General features: G+C 45.5%; 18 protein-coding genes, 1 rRNA gene and 1 other RNA gene. 1 reads left to right on the top strand and 19 read right to left on the bottom strand.

Annotated features, from left to right (window positions below):
- From H509_RS0100595 to rpoE, 18 genes are all read right to left on the bottom strand, one after another.
- Positions 1-266: ribosomal RNA gene (locus tag H509_RS0100595) — 16S ribosomal RNA — on the bottom strand; the annotation flags it as partial.
- A gap of 345 nt (positions 267-611) precedes the next feature.
- Complete coding sequence (locus tag H509_RS0100600; RefSeq protein WP_028543353.1) at positions 612-875, bottom strand: pro-sigmaK processing inhibitor BofA family protein; 264 nt, start codon at positions 873-875, stop codon at positions 612-614.
- A gap of 13 nt (positions 876-888) precedes the next feature.
- Positions 889-1164, bottom strand: a complete 276-nt coding sequence (locus H509_RS0100605) for a DUF2508 family protein (RefSeq protein WP_245595950.1) — start codon at positions 1162-1164, stop codon at positions 889-891.
- Between the two features lie 195 nt (positions 1165-1359).
- Positions 1360-1956, bottom strand: coding sequence for a recombination mediator RecR (gene recR / locus H509_RS0100610; RefSeq protein WP_028543355.1), 597 nt, complete (start codon positions 1954-1956; stop codon positions 1360-1362).
- Positions 1957-2086: 130 nt separating this feature from the next.
- Complete coding sequence (locus H509_RS0100615; protein ID WP_028543356.1) at positions 2087-2398, bottom strand: YbaB/EbfC family nucleoid-associated protein; 312 nt, start codon at positions 2396-2398, stop codon at positions 2087-2089.
- A 38-nt stretch (positions 2399-2436) separates the two neighbouring features.
- Positions 2437-4182, bottom strand: a complete 1746-nt coding sequence (gene dnaX / locus H509_RS0100620) for a DNA polymerase III subunit gamma/tau (RefSeq protein ID WP_028543357.1) — start codon at positions 4180-4182, stop codon at positions 2437-2439.
- 207 nt (positions 4183-4389) lie between these two features.
- Positions 4390-5601, bottom strand: coding sequence for an ATP-binding protein (locus H509_RS0100625; RefSeq protein WP_084159023.1), 1212 nt, complete (start codon positions 5599-5601; stop codon positions 4390-4392).
- 181 nt (positions 5602-5782) lie between these two features.
- Positions 5783-6050: signal recognition particle sRNA large type (ffs, locus tag H509_RS27020), an RNA gene on the bottom strand.
- A 51-nt stretch (positions 6051-6101) separates the two neighbouring features.
- Entirely contained in the window at positions 6102-6743 is a 642-nt protein-coding gene (locus tag H509_RS0100630; protein WP_028543359.1) for a hypothetical protein, read from the bottom strand.
- 40 nt (positions 6744-6783) lie between these two features.
- On the bottom strand, positions 6784-7740 hold the full coding sequence (locus H509_RS0100635; RefSeq protein ID WP_028543360.1) for a helix-turn-helix transcriptional regulator: 957 nt from the start codon (positions 7738-7740) through the stop codon (positions 6784-6786).
- Positions 7741-7981: 241 nt separating this feature from the next.
- The gene (gene rpmE, locus H509_RS0100640; protein ID WP_028543361.1) at positions 7982-8179 is read right to left on the bottom strand and encodes a 50S ribosomal protein L31; all 198 of its coding nucleotides are present in this window, start codon (positions 8177-8179) and stop codon (positions 7982-7984) included.
- A 151-nt stretch (positions 8180-8330) separates the two neighbouring features.
- Complete coding sequence (locus tag H509_RS0100645) at positions 8331-9599, bottom strand: radical SAM family protein (protein ID WP_028543362.1); 1269 nt, start codon at positions 9597-9599, stop codon at positions 8331-8333.
- Positions 9600-9634: 35 nt separating this feature from the next.
- A complete protein-coding gene (rho, locus tag H509_RS0100650; protein ID WP_028543363.1) occupies positions 9635-10933 on the bottom strand; it encodes a transcription termination factor Rho in 1299 nt (432 codons plus the stop codon).
- 265 nt (positions 10934-11198) lie between these two features.
- On the bottom strand, positions 11199-12452 hold the full coding sequence (locus H509_RS0100655; RefSeq protein WP_028543364.1) for a UDP-N-acetylglucosamine 1-carboxyvinyltransferase: 1254 nt from the start codon (positions 12450-12452) through the stop codon (positions 11199-11201).
- Between the two features lie 385 nt (positions 12453-12837).
- A complete protein-coding gene (gene fba, locus H509_RS0100660) occupies positions 12838-13692 on the bottom strand; it encodes a class II fructose-1,6-bisphosphate aldolase (protein ID WP_028543365.1) in 855 nt (284 codons plus the stop codon).
- 285 nt (positions 13693-13977) lie between these two features.
- On the bottom strand, positions 13978-14370 hold the full coding sequence (locus H509_RS0100665; protein ID WP_028543366.1) for a response regulator: 393 nt from the start codon (positions 14368-14370) through the stop codon (positions 13978-13980).
- 265 nt (positions 14371-14635) lie between these two features.
- On the bottom strand, positions 14636-16237 hold the full coding sequence (locus tag H509_RS0100670) for a CTP synthase (protein WP_028543367.1): 1602 nt from the start codon (positions 16235-16237) through the stop codon (positions 14636-14638).
- A gap of 509 nt (positions 16238-16746) precedes the next feature.
- Positions 16747-17301: a DNA-directed RNA polymerase subunit delta gene (rpoE, locus tag H509_RS0100675; RefSeq protein WP_028543368.1), complete on the bottom strand. Its 555-nt coding sequence runs from the start codon at positions 17299-17301 to the stop codon at positions 16747-16749.
- A 388-nt stretch (positions 17302-17689) separates the two neighbouring features.
- Here rpoE and H509_RS0100680 point away from each other — a divergent pair, with 388 nt between their 5' ends.
- Entirely contained in the window at positions 17690-18841 is a 1152-nt protein-coding gene (locus H509_RS0100680) for a S8 family peptidase (protein ID WP_028543369.1), read from the top strand.
- Positions 18842-19017: 176 nt separating this feature from the next.
- Here the strand turns inward: H509_RS0100680 and argS are convergent, their stop codons facing one another.
- Positions 19018-20673 (bottom strand): arginine--tRNA ligase, encoded by a 1656-nt coding sequence (argS, locus tag H509_RS0100685; RefSeq protein WP_425414214.1) that lies wholly within the window; start codon positions 20671-20673, stop codon positions 19018-19020.
- Positions 20674-20699: the final 26 nt, after the last annotated feature.

A 20699-nucleotide genomic window follows, 5' to 3' on the forward strand; every position in this document is an offset into this window, starting at 1 on the left:
ACCAACTAGCTAATGCGCCGCAGGTCCATCTGTAAGTGGCAGATTGCTCCGCCTTTCTCGAATCTCCCATGCGGGAGTCTCGCCTATCCGGTATTAGCTCACGTTTCCGTGGGTTATCCCAGTCTTACAGGCAGGTTACCTACGTGTTACTCACCCGTCCGCCGCTAAGCATCAGAGGTGCAAGCACCTCATCAACTCCGCTCGACTTGCATGTATTAGGCACGCCGCCAGCGTTCGTCCTGAGCCAGGATCAAACTCTCCATTAAAGTGTTTGACTTGCTCATTTGTATTGCTGACGAGATAAATCTCGTGATTCTTAACATTCCCGTTAAATGCGCTTCATGACTGAGGTCATGTCCTTCATTCAACGTTGCTCGTTGTTCAGTTTTCAAGGAACAATTATCTTCTAATTAAAGCACTGCTTCACTTTAATTTTTTCGTCCGCCGTTTTCAGCGGCGACTTTTATAATATACCATGTTGTCCTCTTCAGTGTCAAGCACTTTTTTTAAGTTATTTTCCGTTGTCTTTCGACAACTTCTTTTCGCTTAATACCGTACCGCCCGAAGCGACGTTTATTAATTTATCACATAGTGCACCCTTGCGTCAACACTTAAATCACTACCATTTTCAAGAAAACAATTGCAGCTAATCCTGGCACCCCCAGAAGTCCAACGGTCAGGAGAGTAATCGGATTTGTAGGCACATGTAATCCCGCAATCCAACCTGTTGAATTTAGTAAATACAACAACACAAATGCCGCCACCCCATGAAGCAGAACACCCATAACCACCTTCCACGCAGAACGCTGACGCAGCAGCACTATTAACAAGCCCACGGCAGAGATCACCAACATGACCCACATAATCATTTTCATTTACTTTGCCCCCTTAGCGGTAATAATACACATGGGCATGCGTTTGTTTAGCTTTGCGTAACAGCATCGACAGACGCTTCTCAGCAGCTTCCAACATATAAATTGTATAGTCAATCTCATCTTCATTATCTGCATAATTAAAATGAACTTGCGCTTCTTCCCAATTCCTAAAAGCTAGTTGGATTTGATTAATAAGTTCCTCTTTCTCCTCTAGCGACAGCGACACGTTTGCTACGGACATGCTTTCTTTCTCTTTTGTTACTACAGGTATGGACATCCACGATTTCATCACAATGATTCCTCCCTAGGCTCGTCTTATATAGCCTATGGCTGTCCCACCTAGAGTAGAACCTAAAGCTCGTGCAAAATGTCATAAACAAAGACCACCTTGATTCTGAACGGAATCAAAGTGGTCTTTGTTGTGGAATACTTTTAGTGTGACACCCGCTGTGAGCAGCATTATGATATGAAGATGTAACAGACCTTACAGCTCCCGACGACCTTCCAGCGCTTTAGACAACGTTACTTCATCTGCATACTCCAAATCCCCACCTACAGGCAGTCCGTGAGCAATCCTCGTTACTTTGATTCCAAAAGGACGCACAAGCCTTGATATATACATAGCTGTAGCTTCCCCTTCAATGTTAGGATTAGTTGCTAAAATGAGCTCCTTCACCCGTTCATCACTTAAACGCTTCAGCAATTCCGCCAGTCTTATATCCTCAGGTCCAATGCCCTCCATAGGCGAGATCGCTCCCTGTAAGACATGATAATACCCTTGAAACTCTTTGGTCCGTTCCATCGCTACTAGATCTCGTGTTTCTTGTACCACACACATTACAGAAGCGTCTCGTGTCTTGTCTTGGCATATGCGGCACGGATCTGTGTCAGTAATATTGCAGCATACGGAGCAGTAGTGAAGATTTCGCTTCACATTAACAAGCGCTTTCGCAAAATCGATGACATCATCCTCTTGCATCCGCAGTACATGAAACGCAAGACGAGCCGCCGTCTTTGGTCCGATACCGGGCAAATGAGTAAAAGCATCTATTAATTTGGCTATCGGCTCTGGATAATACACTGGCCCGTCCCCCTTAATTTCCCTTTCACGTTGGCAATCATGCGGTGTTGCGGCATATAAATAGTGGTGCCCTGCCCTTAACGTAGAGCTTGACACCACTATCGATGCTGCTTATATTTCATTTAACAAATTAGAACAGGCCTGGAATTTTCATACCACCAGTAAATTTGGACATATCGTCGTTAGCCAAGTCTTCTGCTTTAACCAATGCATCATTAACCGCAGTAATGACCAAATCCTGCAACATTTCGATATCTTCTGGATCTACAACTTCTGGTTTAATAGCAATGCTTAGAATCTTCTTATGACCGTTAACTTCTACAGTTACAGCTCCACCGCCGGAAGAGCCTAATACCGTTTTGTCTGCCAGTTGTTCCTGTGCTTTCAACATTTGCTCTTGCATTTTCTTAACTTGCTTCATCATTTGATTCATATTGTTCATCGTTACGAATCTCCTTTATTCTCCAAAAGTGTTGGGTTTTAATCTTTTATGATAACGAGGTCTTCTCCAAACATTTGGATAGCCTCATCAATCCAAGGTTCTCTCGCACTGTTTTGTTCGCCTTCCGGCTCAAGTTGGAATGCAATTGGTGCTTCCTCGACCGTATCAACCGCAGCTTCCCAGTCTTTCAACATCATCGTATCCATACGATAGGGTTTGCCCAATACGTCTTGCAGCACACGCTCAATCACTTGTTTATTGGCTGGCTTCTCCGTCGTATCGCGATGAATACTGTTCTTAAAGCCTACTAAAAGGCTATCTTCTAAAGCTGAGATTGGTTCACCGTTAACAAGCCAAGCATGAATCGTAACGCCCGCTTCCTTCACCTTCTGCAACACCAGCCCCCATTGTCCCCGTATCCGTGCAAAGTCCGGAGACTGATGGCTAGATACGTAACGGTCAAATTGAGGTGGTTTTTTCGCCATAACAGACGGTCTAGCCGGTTGCCTGATTGCAGCTCGATCTGAAGGTGAAGCTTCCGTAGCAGAGGAAGCCGTTGCCCCTCCCGACTTCATCAACTGATTCAGCTTCGTTTCTAATGACGTTATCTGACGTTGTAATTGTTGCACTAATCCATCCACTTTTCCACTAGAGGCTCCTGTGGTCTGCTGATTGGATGCCCCAGAGCTTTCTGAGCCTTGTTGCTGCGCTGCAATATGCAGCAGCGCCACTTCGAATAGCGTCTGCGGCTGAACGGCATACTTCATCTCTGTCTGATAACGATTCAAGGCATCGATAATACTGAAAATTCGATCCGTTGCAAACGAATGTGCCAGTTCTTTAAAGTCATCTGCGCGTGTCATACGATCCGTCATACGATCGCCATTAGGTACCAACTTTAACATCAACAAGTCACGGAAGAAGTATAACAAACTTTCCATACATTTGTCCGCACTCTTGCCTTCAAGCATTAACTGCTCGATACCTGTTAGTACGGCAGCAACATCTTGATCACGTACAGCAACTGCCAACTTGGCAAATTGTTCTTCAGGCATACCACCTGTTATATCCAGAACTTGTTGGTACGTAACTTGGCCATCCGTGAAGGACGCAGCTTGATCTAGCAGACTTAGCGCATCCCGCATACCACCATCAGAAAGCTTAGCAATGTACTCAAGGCTCTCGCTATCTGCTGTGATCTCTTCCTGTCGACAAACTTGCTCCAGTCGTTCCACCTGCTCCTCTAACGAGACACGTCTGAAGTCAAAGCGCTGACACCGCGATATAATCGTAGCCGGCAGGCGATGAGGCTCCGTTGTCGCCAATATAAACATAACATGGGCGGGCGGCTCTTCCAACGTCTTTAATAGTGCATTAAAAGCTTCTGTCGTGAGCATGTGCACTTCGTCAATAATGTACACTTTGTAGCGCACTTCTGTTGGAGCGTACTTTACTTTTTCCCGCAGATCTCGAATTTCTTCGACACCCCGGTTGGAAGCGGCGTCAATTTCCACCACATCCATCACAGCGCCCGTCGTAATCCGACGACACGCTTCACATTCATTGCAAGGCTCCGGGCCAGGACCATGTTCGCAGTTGACCGCTTTGGCCAAAATCTTTGCTGCGCTCGTCTTTCCGGTGCCTCGCGGTCCATTGAACAGATAGGCATGCGAAAAACGCCGCTCACGCAACGAATTTTGCAACGTCTGAATAATATGCTTCTGGCCGACCATCTCCTGAAAAGATTGGGGGCGCCAAGCGCGATACAATGCGATATGAGTCATGCTCTAACCTCGAAACACGTATTATTGTCCCCTATCTACAAAACATAGTCCTCAAGTGCGCAATCCAATGCACTATAAAACTAACTTCAAGCAGAACAGAAGGACGCCTCTTTTATGAGGCTTTTTATATTATACTATATCACATTTGCTAAAAAAACAGCCATTCCGCTCACATCGGTAGCAGGGAATGACTGTAAATTGCGTGTACTAATAGGGTACCGCGATCGTAAAGGTTGTTCCAAAGCCTTTTGAGGCAACACGAATTGTACCACCAATATCATGAATAATACGTTGGCATACTGACAATCCGAGCCCTGTTCCGTTCTGCTTTGTTGTAAAAAACGGGTCAAATATCTTATCAATTAGAAACGCGGGAATTCCTGGGCCGGAGTCATGAACATCAACAAGCACCCTTCTGCCTGTCTCGTCCACTTTAACTTGAATGTGGAGCACACCTCCATCGACCATCGCCTCTATGCCATTTTTGGCGATATTGAGGCACACTTGCTTCAGCAGCTCTCTGTCAGCTACAACAGAAGGTACTGTATGAGGGGCTTCATATTGTACTTGGACATCATACAAAGCAGCTTCATTACGAATGATCGGAAGCAATTCTTCTACAACATGCTGCACATGTAATTGTTCAATACTCACATGCTTCGGCTTGCTTAACAGTAAAAACTCCCCTACCAATTCGTTAATCCTGTTGATCTCCGATAACATTATGTTAGTGTAGTCAACTTCCTTGACCATTCCACGTTCAGTTAAGGTTTTTTTGAACATCTGTAAGAAACCTTTAATTGAGGTTAACGGATTACGTATCTCGTGCGCGGTTCCAGCAGCAATCTGTCCCACCATCGCCAATCGATCGTTTCGCTGGACTTGCTCTTCGAGCGAGCGCAAGTTTGATACATCCTTTAGCAGGACGTATGCACCAACAATAGCTCCTGCCTCATCACGAAGTACGTTGGAATCCATCAGCAAATCATAACGATAGGTACCGTTCATCCACGAAACTGCATGATTTCGAACCACAACACCCTCCAATAACGAACGTTGAATTAAATGGTGCTCTGTTGGCATCTCACCGAAAAGCTCATTTACACGTCGATGTAGCAGCTGATCTCGTTGCCATCCGAGGAAGTGGCATGCCAATTCACTAATATCAACTAAACGGTATTGTGTATCCACCAAAATAACACCTAAATTGACGTCCCGTAAAAACGAATCGGCGAACCTCTGCAACAAACTTAATGGTTTCCCTTCTACAACAGTTGAATCGGCTAAGTTCGAACTGCCCGCTATAAGTTCATTTTCATAAACTATATTTTTATTATTGTGCACGCGATCACCCCATTCCTCCGAATTGCGATGACGATGACATAGCAACAGTCTGTATTGACCTATTGGATTCGCCATCCCAAATCAGAATCCTGCACAGACAAACCTAATGTGTATGTTGGATCATGTACACACTAGTTAAATAAATAAAATATACTCACGATATGCTCACAATATATGTTCGAACAACATATGTTCATACAAATGTTCGCACAAAAAAACACCGATTCTCATCGGTGTTACGTGACTCATATCGAAACCGTGCACCTGTTATCGATAATTGCGATCCGAGCGGCACTTCTGCGCCACAGCTCAGGCTAGGCTTCCCTCCGGCACATGAGCGAACTTACTTATGGCTGCTTCCTTCCGGACCTGACCAGATTCATAAGTGCCCATTGCGGAGGACCCGGCCGTCAACACCATACGCAAACGCCAGACCTCACATCGACAAAACCTCTAACAGGAATTCAACCTCGCTACAGCGGATTGCGAGTTACAGGGCACCGCTACCTCCCCATCTAGCACGGCAAGGATTAGTATAGAACATTTTTGGACAAAGTGCAACCGACAGCAATCATTTACAAATTTTGATAACGTTGTTGTTCCAACATTTTATGATTCGATTCTGCTTCAGCAGGCATAGTTATGGCATGATCAGCATCCACTTCGCAACTTTTTCTAAGCATCCAATCAACCACAACCAGCAACATAATCATTACGCCTCCCAGCAAATAAACATAGTCTGATACGGTAGGCAAATGAACAATGTATTTCAACAAACATGCACCGATGACCAAAACACCAAGGTTAAACAAGGTCCAGAACATATTCGATGTTAACCGAATCGACGAACCCCCTTGAAGAAGTTCCAACACCATTATGCCAGCAATGGCTAACCCAACAGTAACAAGACTGAAAGATGCCACATTAAAAGCTGCATCCACATCAGGTATTCCAAGTGAAGGGATTCCCCGTCGCAACCCTTTATAGATCAATGCATACAAACCAACCATAACGAAACACCCAAGTGCTGCGGTGCCACCTTCCTTTACCAACTGAACAATCGTTAATGACAAATCTCGACGCTTTGCCCGCCAAACTTCAACACCTGCCGCACATCCGCCTAAAAGAATTAAATATAAAATGATATCCGCTGAGTATGTCCCCTTCACAATATCTACAAAAAATCCAAGGCTATACTCCACTATTTTTTCTAACAACACTACAACCTCCAGTTCCACTCCATGTATATGTAATTTTTTATATATAATTGTTTCTGAAATCTACCACAGTATCATCTTCAAAATCAAGATTACGTGGGCTTTCTGGTAATGTCTGATCCCCCTCCACCGTGTCTGTAGTAGGTACCGACAAATCTACCTCCTCTAATCGTATGGAATCTACCCACACTTGACCTGGTCCACTTAAAAGCACACCAAACGCCACTGCATGTGCATTCTCAGCTACATCAAGCACTACTTCATAAGATGTCCATTCTGTCGTACCCCTTACCGCACGATTCATCATATTATCAAATGCAAGCGGCTCCTCGTCTTTACCGTCAATTCGCAGCCACAGTCCTGCCATGTGAGCCTCAGCTGATTTTAGAAAGCCTGTCAGGCGCAATCGTTTACCTCTATATAAATCAGCCTTAAACATCTGCATTAATGTCCCAAAGCCTTGTACATGTGCAGACTCCCCCGCACGGATCGTCCCAGATGCAGTGCCTCGGTTAACGATTTTACGATCAATTCCTACTGTATATTGGTGAGGGTATACACCGGTCACCATCCAGCCGACAGGCGGCTCACTGACATTTGTGTGCTGATGCACCTCTTGTGATTTTGATTGGTCCAAAGCCTGCTCATCCTCCATTCGTTGAAATGATCTGAACCCCTTACGGTACTGCTGTGGGGTAAAGCCATAATACTGCTTAAATGAGCGCGTAAATGAGTCTTGCCCAGCAAATCGGTACTCCAACGAAATATCAAGTATTCGCTTATCGGTGTAAAGCAGATCGATTGCCGCTTCCGATAGCCTTCTTTCTCGTAAATAAGAGGCTGCACTTACTCCGATATGATCTTGAAATACTCGGTGTAAATGATACCTAGAAACCGCTATGTGCTTGGCAATATCCTCAAATCCCACATCTTCTTTCAGGTGGTGCTCGATATAATGAATAGCGTCCTCCACCCATCGCTTATGCTCTAGCCACATCCGCTCCCCTCCTCGTGCATATTCACAACTTCATCGTACGTGATTGTGTTTCATTTTGTTTTGACATTTTGTGCGTTTATGTAGCGTTTATAGAAACGGGCATCGCAAACAGCGTGACCGAAGTTGATGTTCCTTTGTGTGCCATCGATATAACGAACGACTCGACTGCAACTAAAGTACATAAAAAATAAACTCCCTCGTCTTAATAGACAAGGGAGTTTGATTGTATAAACAATATGGATTACATGCCGTATTTCTTCTTGAATCGATCGACACGACCACCAGCATCCAGGAACTTCTGTTTGCCTGTGAAGAATGGGTGGCAAGCGGAGCAAACCTCTACTTTAAGGTTTTCCTTAACAGATCCTGTTTCGAATGTATTGCCACAAGCGCAAGATACAGACGTGATATGGTATTTCGGTTGAATTGCTTGGTTCATCGAATTCACCTCTTTCGGCCCTGAGCCCTTTGCGTGCCCAGAGTTATATGGAACAATGTGCAGTATAACACAAGCTTGCCTCGTGGCGCAAGTCATATTAGCATTCATCCATAAGCACTAGAAAGAGCTCGTAGATGCTATGGAGTTAACGTTAATATCGAGCTTTCTCACGCGCCAGCAATGCAGGAGGAACATGCGTGTACGACCCGATCACAACATCAGGAAGTTCTTCCTTAAAAATGTCAATCATCGTTTTCATCCCGAGAATATCTCCTTGCGGCTTAGGAATAAGCGCTAGGTAACTTTCGGGATCTATATTCAGATTGCGCAGCTGGATAAGACGCAGCTTCGAACGACGGGCGAATTCGACCATCGCCTCTACTTCCTCTTCTCGATCCGTCACCCCAGGGAATACGAGGTAGTTAATTGAAGTGTAAACTCCCTGCTCCGTTGCATATCGCAGTGATTTCTCCACGTTAGCGAGCGTATATGCCCGTGGACGATAATAAGCATTATAATGATCGTCAAGCGCGCTAATGGTGCTCACGCGCATTAAATCTAGGCCCGCATCTACAATACCGCGAATATGATCTGTTAAACCGGCATTGGTATTGATATTGATATATCCCATATCCGTCTGCCGTCGAACTTCTCGAATCGCCTCAATAATGATCTTGGCTTGAGTTGAAGGCTCGCCTTCACAGCCTTGGCCAAAGCTAATAATGGACTCCGGAGTTTTCAAATGCTCCATCATAATTTGCACAATCTCTTCGACTGTCGGCTTAAAGTTCATCCGTGTCTGCGGAGCCGGAAAGCCGCTATCTTCTGGCTGCTCGGAAATACAACCAAAACAACCTGCATTACAGGAATATGATACCGGTACCGCTCCTTCCCAACGTTGCAGGAACGTATTGGAAGCCGTCAAACATTCATATTGCAAAGCACAGTGCGATAAGTGCTGATATAGCCGATTATCCGGATACTTATTAACTAGTGTCGTTACTTGTCCACGAAGTTCTGTAGCGTCACAATTCAACGGATCCCACTTGTGTGGATCATCCGAAGCATGCGCCGCAACGTAGAACTGACCGTCATTCCATACTACAGCTGTATAGCCAAACAAAGGAAGGACCTGCTCCTTGTCCCTTTTAAAATAACTAGGGATATGCAAACGGGTAAAGCCTTGTGGCAAAAGTGCCCCTACCGCCTGAACCTCTCCAGGCATAGCAACCATCTCGCCACTCTCAGGGTCAAGGCCAACAGGTCTCGTGCCAGGCAATCCCACAAGCGTTGCACCGTCTGGCAGCGGTATGAGTTCATCTTCAAATATTTCAACGATCATATCACCGCTTCTTGCCAGCCCGATCCATTCCTCATGCTCAAATATATTTCCATCTTTATCCGCGTAAACTAAATACATCGTTCCGTTAGTCCTCCCGTATTACAATTACACTATTAGCTGACGGACGAGCTGCGCGGACGGCGTGTTGGTGTTCCATTACCGTTCGGTTCCTTCGACTCCAGCTTTTCCAAAAATTCCTCATTGGTTTTTGTATCACGAATTTTCTTAATAAATTGATCTACAAATTCAGGTGACTCATTCATATTTTTGCGAATCGCCCACAATTTATCCAATGCTTCTTTGGAAAGCAGCATTTCTTCGCGGCGCGTGCCAGAACGACGGATGTCGATAGCTGGGAAAATACGGCGCTCTGCCAATTTGCGGTCAAGAACAAGCTCCATGTTCCCTGTTCCTTTAAACTCCTCGTAAATGATGTCATCCATACGAGAACCCGTCTCTACCAGTGCGGTAGCTAATATCGTCAAGCTGCCGCCTTCTTCAATATTACGCGCAGAACCAAAGAAGCGCTTAGGACGATGGAAAGCAGCCGGATCAATACCACCACTTAATGTACGGCCTGACGGAGGCACGACCAAGTTATATGCACGTGCAAGACGTGTAATACTATCAAGCAGAATTACAACATCTTTCTTATGTTCGACTAGCCGCAGTGCACGCTCCAACACCAATTCAGCAACCTTGATATGGTTCTCTGGCACCTCATCAAAGGTAGAGGCAACCACTTCACCCTTAACGGAACGCTGCATGTCCGTCACTTCTTCCGGACGCTCGTCGATAAGCAGGACAAACAATTCAATCTCAGGATTGTTGGTTGAAATACTGTTGGCAATCTCTTTTAGTAGCAACGTCTTTCCGGCCTTAGGAGGCGCAACGATCAAACCGCGCTGTCCAAGACCCACTGGTGCCAAAATATCCATAATACGAGTGGAAGTCTTCTCAGTTGCCATTTCCAATACGAGTTTCTTTTGAGGGTAAAGAGGTGTCAGGGCTGGGAAATGAAGACGTTGTGCTGCCTCATCTGGGTTTTCCCCATTAACCGCGTTAATTTGGAGTAGACCAAAGTATCTTTCGTTCTCTTTAGGCGGTCGACACTTACCCGATACAAGGTCACCCGTACGTAAATCAAAACGACGAATTTGCGATTGGGAAATATAAATGTCTTCCGCGCTAGGCAAATAGTTAATAGGACGCAGGAATCCGAAGCCTTCCGGCAGGATGTCTAGTACGCCTTCCATAAATAAGTAACCACTTTGCTCTGCTTGTGCACGCAAAATGGCAAAAATCAATTCTTTTTTCTTTAATTGCCCGTAACCGGCAATTTGAAACTGCTTAGCAAGCTTATAAAGCTCAGTCAGCTTCTTTGTTTCCAAATCGGAAATTTGTAAATCCATGAATACAACTCCTATTCTATTCGAGAAATAACGTTGATGTCTGAAATAAACCGACCAAGCTTGCTGAACCAGTCCGAGAACAGTTCGGCTCTTACTGTTATTAAAATACTAAAATATACGTTGAACAATAGTAGAGGGTCCATCATCATGATGGGAAAAGGGCTCAAGATCAACATAAATTGCGGTATACAATCTAGGACTTGCTTGACAGATGGGTACGTTCGAAAGAAGGTTTACTACTTATATTAGACCAATTTGGATAAATCTATTCGGCCTGCCTCCATACTTCAGCGCCTAATTGCAGTAAATTAGGTACTAAATGGTCATAACCGCGGTCAATATACTCTACCCCTGTAATCTCGGTAACGCCATCTTCTACGGTTAATCCGGCAATAACTAACGCCGCACCCGCGCGTAGATCACTTGCACTAACCTTGGCAGCATTAAGCTTTGATCCTTCGATTAGAGCAGAACGACCTTCTACTCGAATCTTAGCCCCCATGCGAACAAGCTCAGGCACATACTTAAATCTATTGCTATATACATAATCCGTCAGCATGCTTACTCCATTGACTTGCGTAAGTAAGCTCGCCATCGGGGACTGCAGATCAGTTGCAAAACCAGGATAGATGAGCGCCTTCACATCAGCTTGCGTATATTCAGGCTTACCAATGACCCGAATGGATTCATCCAGTTCCTGAACTTCTACACCCATCTCAAGCAGCTTGGCCGTCACAGCTTCCATATGCTTAGGAATGACGTTGTCTATTAACAAATTGCCCCGCGTTGCCGCAGCAGCAATCATATAGGTTCCAGCTTGAATCCGATCAGGAATAATGGAATGACGGCAGCCATGCAGACTGTCAACGCCTTCAATTCGAATGGATTCAGTGCCTGCACCTTTTATTTTGGCACCCATTGCATTTAGCAAAGTTGCCACATCTATAATTTCAGGCTCTTTCGCCGCATTTTCGATAATCGTTAAGCCTTTGGCTCTTGAAGCCGCCAGCATAATATTAATGGTTGCGCCTACACTCGCAACGTCCAAGTATATTTTGGCTCCGCGCAGTTCTTTCGCAGAAATATGCACAGATCCGTGATCGTTTGTTACAGTTGCCCCTAAAGCTTCAAATCCTTTAATATGCTGGTCAATTGGACGCGGCTCAAAGCTACAGCCGCCAGGCATTCCGATCGTCGCCTCGCCAAAGCGACCAAGCAGTGCCCCCATCAAGTAATAGGATGCTCTTAACTTCTTTACTAGACCGTTATGCATCGGTAAAGAAATCATTCGTGAAGGATCAATGCGCATGGTGGAACCATCTCGTTCCACGTATCCGCCCAACTCCGTCATAATATCTGCATACGTTGCAACATCGTTAATCTCAGGCAAGTTATCTAATACTACTTCGCTCTCCGCCAGAATAGCAGCAGGAACTAGCGCTACCGCACTGTTCTTGGCACCACTAATCTGCACAGTGCCAATCAGTGGACGCCCGCCGGCAATCATTAACTTTTCCATATTATTAATCCGTTCCTCCTACCACGTACCTCAAGTCCTAAACCGTAGCTTCCAAAAAATATGCATGACTAAATAAACTATCTGTGTGCATCTTAGCATCTAATTGTTTAGTATTCAAACAGATACCTTCATTTCCCTGCTTAAAAAAGGAATATCGCACGAAATTCCTAAATTATAAGGTTGCTGAAACGATGTGCTCGCCCATATTTATCTATGATGCCATGTCTATGTCGTGATGAACTTGCTACTCTATATCTATTTGGGGACGATTCTATGACAAGACTTACGTAACTGTAGGGAGTCCTAAACTGCAAAAAAGGGAAGAACACCGGATAAACCGGCGTTATTCCCATCACTCGTCAAAGTGCGAATGCAATATCGCTTCTTAAGCTTGGTTGCTGCTTCCGAACAAACGGATTTTGCCGCGAACAACTTCAACCATTGCGCTGCGAGCAGGAGTCAAGTATTTGCGTGGATCGATAATCTCAGCATCTTTAGCCAATGCTGCGCGAATTGCTGCTGTTGCCGCAACTTGGTTCTCCGTGTTCACATTGATTTTGCCTGCACCTGCTGCGATTGCTTTTTTGATGGAGTCGTCCGGTACGCCGGAACCACCATGCAATACAACTGGAACTGGAATTTTGCTTGCTACTGCTTCGATGATATCATAGTGAAGCTTAGGCTCGCCTTTGTACATACCATGTGCCGTACCAACTGCGATTGCCATAGCGTCAACGCCTGTTTCTTCGTAGAAGCGAATAGCTTCTTCTGGTTTAGCCAAGGTAGCTGCTTCCTCATCAACAGTCAGGTCATCTTCTGTGCCACCGATTGTACCCAGCTCACCCTCAACGGATACGCCCATTGCATGAGCAGCGCGTACAACTTCTTTTGTCAAACGAATGTTATCTTCGTATGCGTGGTGGGAACCGTCAAACATAACGGATGAGAAGCCCGCACGAATACAAGCCATAGCCACTTCAAATGTAGATCCATGGTCAAGGTGCAACGCGATTGGCAAGCCGGACTTCTTAGCCGCTGCTTTCGCCATTGCTACAGTGTACTCCATACCCATATAACGCAATGCACCCTCAGATACACCGAAAATGAGTGGAGAGTTCTCTTCCATTCCTGCTTCAGTAATGGCTTGTACAAACTCCAAGTTGTTGATGTTAAACTGTCCTACCGCAAATTTGTTTGCTTTCGCTTTAGGCAGGAATTCGTTCATCGAAACTAATGGCATGGTTTCCATCCTCCTATAAAGGTTCTGTTCGTCGTCTGTCTCTCTTGATGTAGCCGACATCTTGTACCCCGTTATTATACCACAATTACCCGCGGAAAAGTATACAACCTCTTGACAACCGACTTTAGTCCTAATTTATCGACAATGACCGCCATGAAAGGGAATATGAAGCGGAAGACAAAGAAGCCAGGCTATGCCCAGCTATCGGTAAATCAGATACAAATGTGAATGAAATGTGATCTTTACTGCGTGCTGAGCAGCAGCGCAATTTCGCAATTCGAAGCCTTACGAGGGCAGTGTAATAGACGGGGCCGAACCTTCAAGCGTCATATTAACAGCGACTCTCATTTCATCAATGTCAAACGGCTTCGTAAAATGCATTAAAGCACCTAGGTCCGTCGCTTCCTTGATCATGTCCAGTTCGCCATAAGCTGTCATCATAATGACATTCATATGGGGCTTCATCTGCTTAATTTGCTTTAAAATTTCCAATCCGTCCATGCCAGGAATCTTCATATCAAGCAACACAATGTCAGGTACTTCATCCCGCACAATATCGAGAGCAATCTTGCCGTTCGATGCTTGATATGTCATATACCCTTCACTGCTAAACACTTCCATGAGAAGAACACGAATACCGTTCTGGTCATCCACAATCAACACTTTCTTCTTATCCAACTGGTACCCCTCCCACCATGTATCACAAGAGAGCAGTTGTGAGCAATCACTAACTCGCCTCACCAATATAAGTTGGTCTCCTGAAAAAATAATAAATACTGGAGCCGCATCCCTAAATTATTCGCGTTAATTAATTAAATTCCTCCTTATGGCAGTAAATCTAATGAAAGACTTTGGAAAATGAGGCAATGTCCATACAAACAAAAGAGCACCTCTCCTAAAAGGTGCTCTTCGTTATGACAAACTGTATCTCGTTATAGATATATTAGCCGCGATAAGCCAATGCCGCCTTCACAAACTCACGGAATAATGGCTGCGGACGATTCGGACGAGATGTAAACTCTGGATGGAACTGTACCGCTAAGAACCACGGATGCGCAGGGCATTCTACAATTTCCACCAAACGACCGTCTGGGGATGTTCCTGTAATCTTAAGACCTGCACGCTCAACAGCTTCTCTATACTCATTATTAAACTCATAACGATGACGATGACGCTCGTATACAAGCTCGTCATTATAACAAGTCATCGCCAAGGAGCCTTCTTGAATCTTACATGGGTACAGACCAAGACGCATCGTACCACCCAAGTCTTCAATATCCTTCTGCTCTGGGAGCAAATCAATAACAGGATACTCTGTTGCCGGATTGATTTCTGAACTATTGGCTCCACTCAAGCCCACGACGGAGCGAGCATATTCAATAACTGCAACTTGCATGCCCAAGCAAATACCAAAGAATGGTACATTGCTCTCGCGTGCATAACGAATAGCTGTTACTTTACCTTCGATTCCCCGATCGCCGAAGCCACCTGGAACCAATATGCCGTGAATATCCTTTAATTCTTGTGCCACATTTTCATTTGTAATTTCTTCTGCGTTCACCCAACGAATCTTCACTTCGGAATTAGCCTCAATACCAGCATGAGCCAAGGCTTCAACGATTGACAAATAAGCGTCATGAAGCTCTACGTATTTCCCAACAATTGCGATCTCCACTTGCTCTTCAAGCGACTTCACACGTTGTACAAGTTTCTCCCAATCGGCCATGTCCGGAGCAGGTGTTTGCAGTTTCAAGTGGTTAACTACAAACTCATCCATACCTTGGTCACGAAGCATTAGCGGCACTTCATACAGCGTGGACGCGTCGCGGCATTCCACAACGGCATTCCCGTCAATATCACAGAACAAAGCGATCTTGCGCTTCATATCCTCTGTAATCGGACGCTCTGTACGGAGCACAAGCATATTCGGCTGAATACCGATGCTGCGCAGCTCTTTAACGCTATGCTGAGTAGGCTTAGTCTTCACTTCGCCTGCTGCCTTAATGTAAGGCATCAACGTGACGTGTACATACATTACGTTATCGCGGCCAACGTCACTCTTAATCTGACGAATAGCTTCCAAGTATGGCAAGCTTTCGATGTCCCCTACAGTACCACCGATTTCCGTAATAACGACGTCGGAGCCTGCTTCCTTGCCTGCACGGAAAACACGTTCTTTAATCTCATTGGTAATGTGAGGGATAACTTGAACGGTTCCGCCCAAATATTCTCCACGACGCTCTTTGGAAATAACCGAAGAGTACACTTTACCCGTTGTTACATTGCTGTTTTTAGACAAATTGATATCAATAAAGCGCTCATAGTGCCCCAGATCCAAATCCGTCTCCGCGCCATCATCCGTTACAAACACTTCTCCGTGCTGATAAGGACTCATTGTGCCTGGATCCACATTGATGTATGGGTCGAACTTTTGAATCGTTACTTTTAAGCCTCGATTTTTCAATAGTCTACCCAGAGATGCAGCCGTAATCCCTTTACCCAAAGATGATACGACGCCACCCGTTACGAAAATATATTTTGTCACTGGTGAAACCCTCCTATGATCAAGTGCATTCATGACAAGTTCTCGGGAGGCTTTGATTGCGAATCAGGTTCGATGGTGAATTGCATAATGATATCGTAACCCATTTGCAGGCAAAAAATTGATGCGAATTAAAAACGATCATAATCGCGCTTCAATTGCCTCATTTCCACAAATCAATACCTTAAAAAAACAAAAAAGTGACTCCCGTAGTCACGGGGCACTTTCGAATAACTCTATTATTTAATTAACTACAAATCCAAAGCCCATATGCTAGTTTAACTGTTCAGTAGTCCCATGTCAAGGAATTACGGCTCATTAAAATGGGAAGCCATAGACGCCATAAATGACCCCTTTCACCTCACATGAGAAGCTTTCAATTTGGCTAAAATAGGCGGCTTGTTTATTGGATTACAGCATAGATTGCCACTAAACAAAACAAATACCGCCTGACTCGGCATGTCATGACATACCGGAACAGACGGCATTTCTTGATGATCGAACGAAGGAGCTTAGCGCTCTTCTTCATCTCCATCTTCATATTCATCTTCAGACTCGTCTTCTTCGGATTCTTCTTCATCCAGCTCTTCATCTTCCAAGATGCCTTCTTCTTCTTCATCCACTTCAGCTTCGTCTTCATCAACGTAGAGCTCTTCCTCTTCACTATCCTCGTCGGTATAGTCGAAGTCTTCATCGCCACTGTACGTATCGTCTTCTTCCACGTAGATATCCTCATCTTCGTCGTCATCATCATTGATGATACGCGGACGCTTCGCGCCACCCGCCAACGCTTCTTCAGAGCGATCTACCGGATACCAACGCTTCAGGCCCCACATGTTGCTGCCTACGCAAGCAAAACGGCCATCAATATTAATTTCCGTATATAACTGAGCGATAACATCCAGAATCTGCTCCTCCGAAAGACCGCGGAGCTTCGCAACTTCATTCATTAGATCGCGGTAGTAGAAAGGCGTGTTGGCCGCTTTTAATATCATAAAAGCTAAATCCACCATCGGCATTTCATGCACTTTGTCAGGATCCAGCTTCAAATCCAACGGTGTGCTCATACTTACACATCCTCTCACAAGTGTTCATTTACGGCATGTTTATCTACAAACATATCCATGTTCACACATAAGTAAAACCGATTTGCCGATAAAATGCAAGTTTTCTTCGCACACTTGTCCAACCTAAGTTCTGATTTAAGGCGTATGTAGAAATTAAGAAACGCGAAGGGACCTCCTCCGCGTTCGACTGTATCCGCAATCAAAGACGTACAACGCCTTCGACCATGGCGTGCAGAGCCCTTCGCTGGCTCTACTCCATATTATGTATCCGCCCTCACTTTGACACGGAAGACGGCCTATCTTTCATAAAAAAGGCGGCTATACCAGTCCACCCTTATCGAATACGCATACGATACTGCACAAGGAACTGTCGGGAGGGGACTCCACATTGGATGTATCTGCCTTTCTCCAGCTATTGCTGCAAGAGCTCTCTTCTGACGGACAAGACACGCGCCCACATCTCATTCGCTTTCAGGAGCGCCACCTCTATGAACAATGCCGCGATTTGCTTCGCATCACTGCAATTGATTATCCGCTGCTTGCTCAAGTCCGTGATGAGCCGCTGCTGACCGGCTTTCGCTGCATGCTTCCGATTCAACCACAAGCGAAATGGGCGCCATACGAACGTGAATTGTTCGTAGAAGAAGATATTCGAATTAACATGCACGCCTCTTCCCATAAGCCTGTATCTTGGGAGCGCGGCATTCCTTGGGGAGTGCGTCAGGTCAAAGCCCCCCAGGCTTGGAGCTCCACAACGGGACACCGCATTCTAATTGGTGTCATTGATACAGGCGCTGATTACAAACACCCCGACCTTTCTCATTCGCTGCTATCTGGTATTAATCTGGTGCACCGTGGCTTGCCTCCTCGAGACGACAATGGACATGGCACGCATATTGCGGGCACAATCGCCGCTTCCAACCAGATGTACGGTATTATTGGCATTGCACCGCGCGCGCTCATACATCCAGTCAAAGCCTTCGATTTAAATGGTTCAGCATATGTGTCTGATATCGTTGCAGGTATTGATTGGTGTGTTCGTAACAAAGTACAAATAATCAACATGAGCTTTGGCATGAAGTCGCGCAGCAAGTCTCTGCTGCAATCGGTCACAAATGCCTATAACGCTGGGGTTACAATTGTCGCTTCGTCCGGCAACGATTCGAAGCGAAAAGCAATTGATTACCCTGCGCGTTACATTCAAACGATTTCGGTAGGCGCAACCGACCGTAATCGACATATTGCGCCCTTTAGTAATCGAGGCAGCTTTGTAGATATATACGCACCTGGCGAGAAAATTGTGTCTGCATGGCTAAAAGGCAAATATCATGAAATGAGCGGCACCTCTATGGCAACATCGCACGTCAGCGGTGCCATTGCGCTTTTACTGGCAATAAAGCCAGGATTAAAGCCAAATGAGATAAAAGCGCTCCTAAAGCGTACCGCCAATCCAACCCGATCCCGTACGAATAGGCAAAATACCCTTCGTATTGCGGGGGAGATTGATATTGCTCGCCTTCTACGAGAGGCGAATGTATAGCAGTCGCTCATATTACCACCGTACAATAATCACCACTAAGCAATAAAGAATTATATGCTTTGGATTAGCAAATCACAATTCATCCGCTCATGATCAAGATAGCCTCGATCACTTAAACAGCACAAAAAGGCCCCGTCTCTCTTATTATCTGAGACAGGGCCTTGTTTATTTATCAATTACATACGATCCGGCGCAGATACACCGACCAACCGCAGCACGTTCGCCAACACCGTGCGAACAGCACCTAACAATGCAAGACGCGCTTGTGTCTGCTCCGCATCTTCGGTGATCACACGCTCTGCTTTGTAATAGCTGTGGAACAGCGAAGCGAGCTCATACACATAACGAATCAAGCGATGCGGCGCATATTCACGTGCTGCAACATCGACTTCATCCGGCAATTCACCCATCTTGCGGAGCAACGCAAATTCATGTTCCGTCGTCAAGGCACTGAGGTTCACCTCATTCAGCGGCTTCACGACCACTTGTTGCTCCTCCGCCTGACGGAAGATGCTGCATGCACGTGCATGCGCATATTGCACGTAAAATACGGGATTCTCATTCGAAGTAGATACTGCTAAATCCATATCAAAATCAAGGTGCGAATCCATTGAGCGCATCGTAAAGAAATAACGGATCGCATCCACGCCTACTTCATCCATGAGATCTTCCATCGTCACCGCTTTACCCGTACGCTTGGACATTTTCACTTTCTCGCCGCCTTGGAACAGACTAACCATCTGTGCAATCAGCACGACCAACTTGTTTGGATCGTTGCCGAGTGCCTCCATAGCCGCCTTCATCCGAGGAATATAGCCGTGATGGTCTGCGCCCCAAATATTAATCATCCGATCGTAACCACGCGCATATTTATCACGATGGTAAGCTACATCAGGCGTCAAATACGTATAAGATCCGTCATTTTTAACTAACACGCGATCTTTGTCATCACCGAAGTCTGTAGTACGCAGCCATGTGGCTCCTTCTTCCTCAAACACTTTGCCGCCAGCTTTAAGTGCGTCGAGTGCTTTGATCACCTCGCCGTTTTCGTACAAAGAAGTTTCACTAAACCATGAATTGAATTGAACATTAAAACGGCCCAAGTCACGCTTAATCTTATCAAGCTCCTTATTCAAGCCGTAAGTACGGAAGAACTTAATACGCTCCTCATCTGGAAGCTGAAGCAAGCGTTCCCCTTCTTGAGCTACCAATTCTTGTGCAAATCCCTTAATATCTTCGCCATGATATCCATCTTCAGGCATCTCAGCATCTTGTCCAAGCGCCTGCTTGTAACGCGCCTCTATAGAATACGCAAGATTCATGACCTGATTTCCAGCATCATTAATATAATATTCACGTGTCACTTCATAACCGGCAAAGTCCAACACATTACACAGCGCATCACCTACTGCCGCTCCACGTGCATGTCCAAGATGGAGACTTCCCGTTGGGTTGGCACTGACAAACTCCATCTGTACCTTTTGCCCTTTACCTGATTGGCTACGGCCATAATCCGCGCCTTGAGCAGCCACTTCACCCACTACGCCATACAAATAACTTTTGTCCACACGGAAGTTAATAAAGCCTGGACCAGCAATCTCTGCACTTTGAATAGATGCAGAAGCCTTGTCCAAATGCTCAATAATCGCCTCCGCAATCTGACGGGGGTTGCGCTTCGCAATACGTGTCAATTGCATAGCCACGTTCGTTGCCAAATCTCCATGCGTCTTGTCCTTTGGCACTTCGATTACAAAGGCAGGCAATTCATCCCGCGTCACTAATCCTGCCTTCAGTATAGATTCCTCAATCGCCGTCTTCACCGCAGCATTCATCTGTTCAATTACACCGTTACTCATGA

It is taken from the genome of Paenibacillus taiwanensis DSM 18679 (assembly GCF_000425125.1).
GTDB classification, from domain to species: Bacteria; Bacillota; Bacilli; order Paenibacillales; family Paenibacillaceae; genus Paenibacillus_B; species Paenibacillus_B taiwanensis.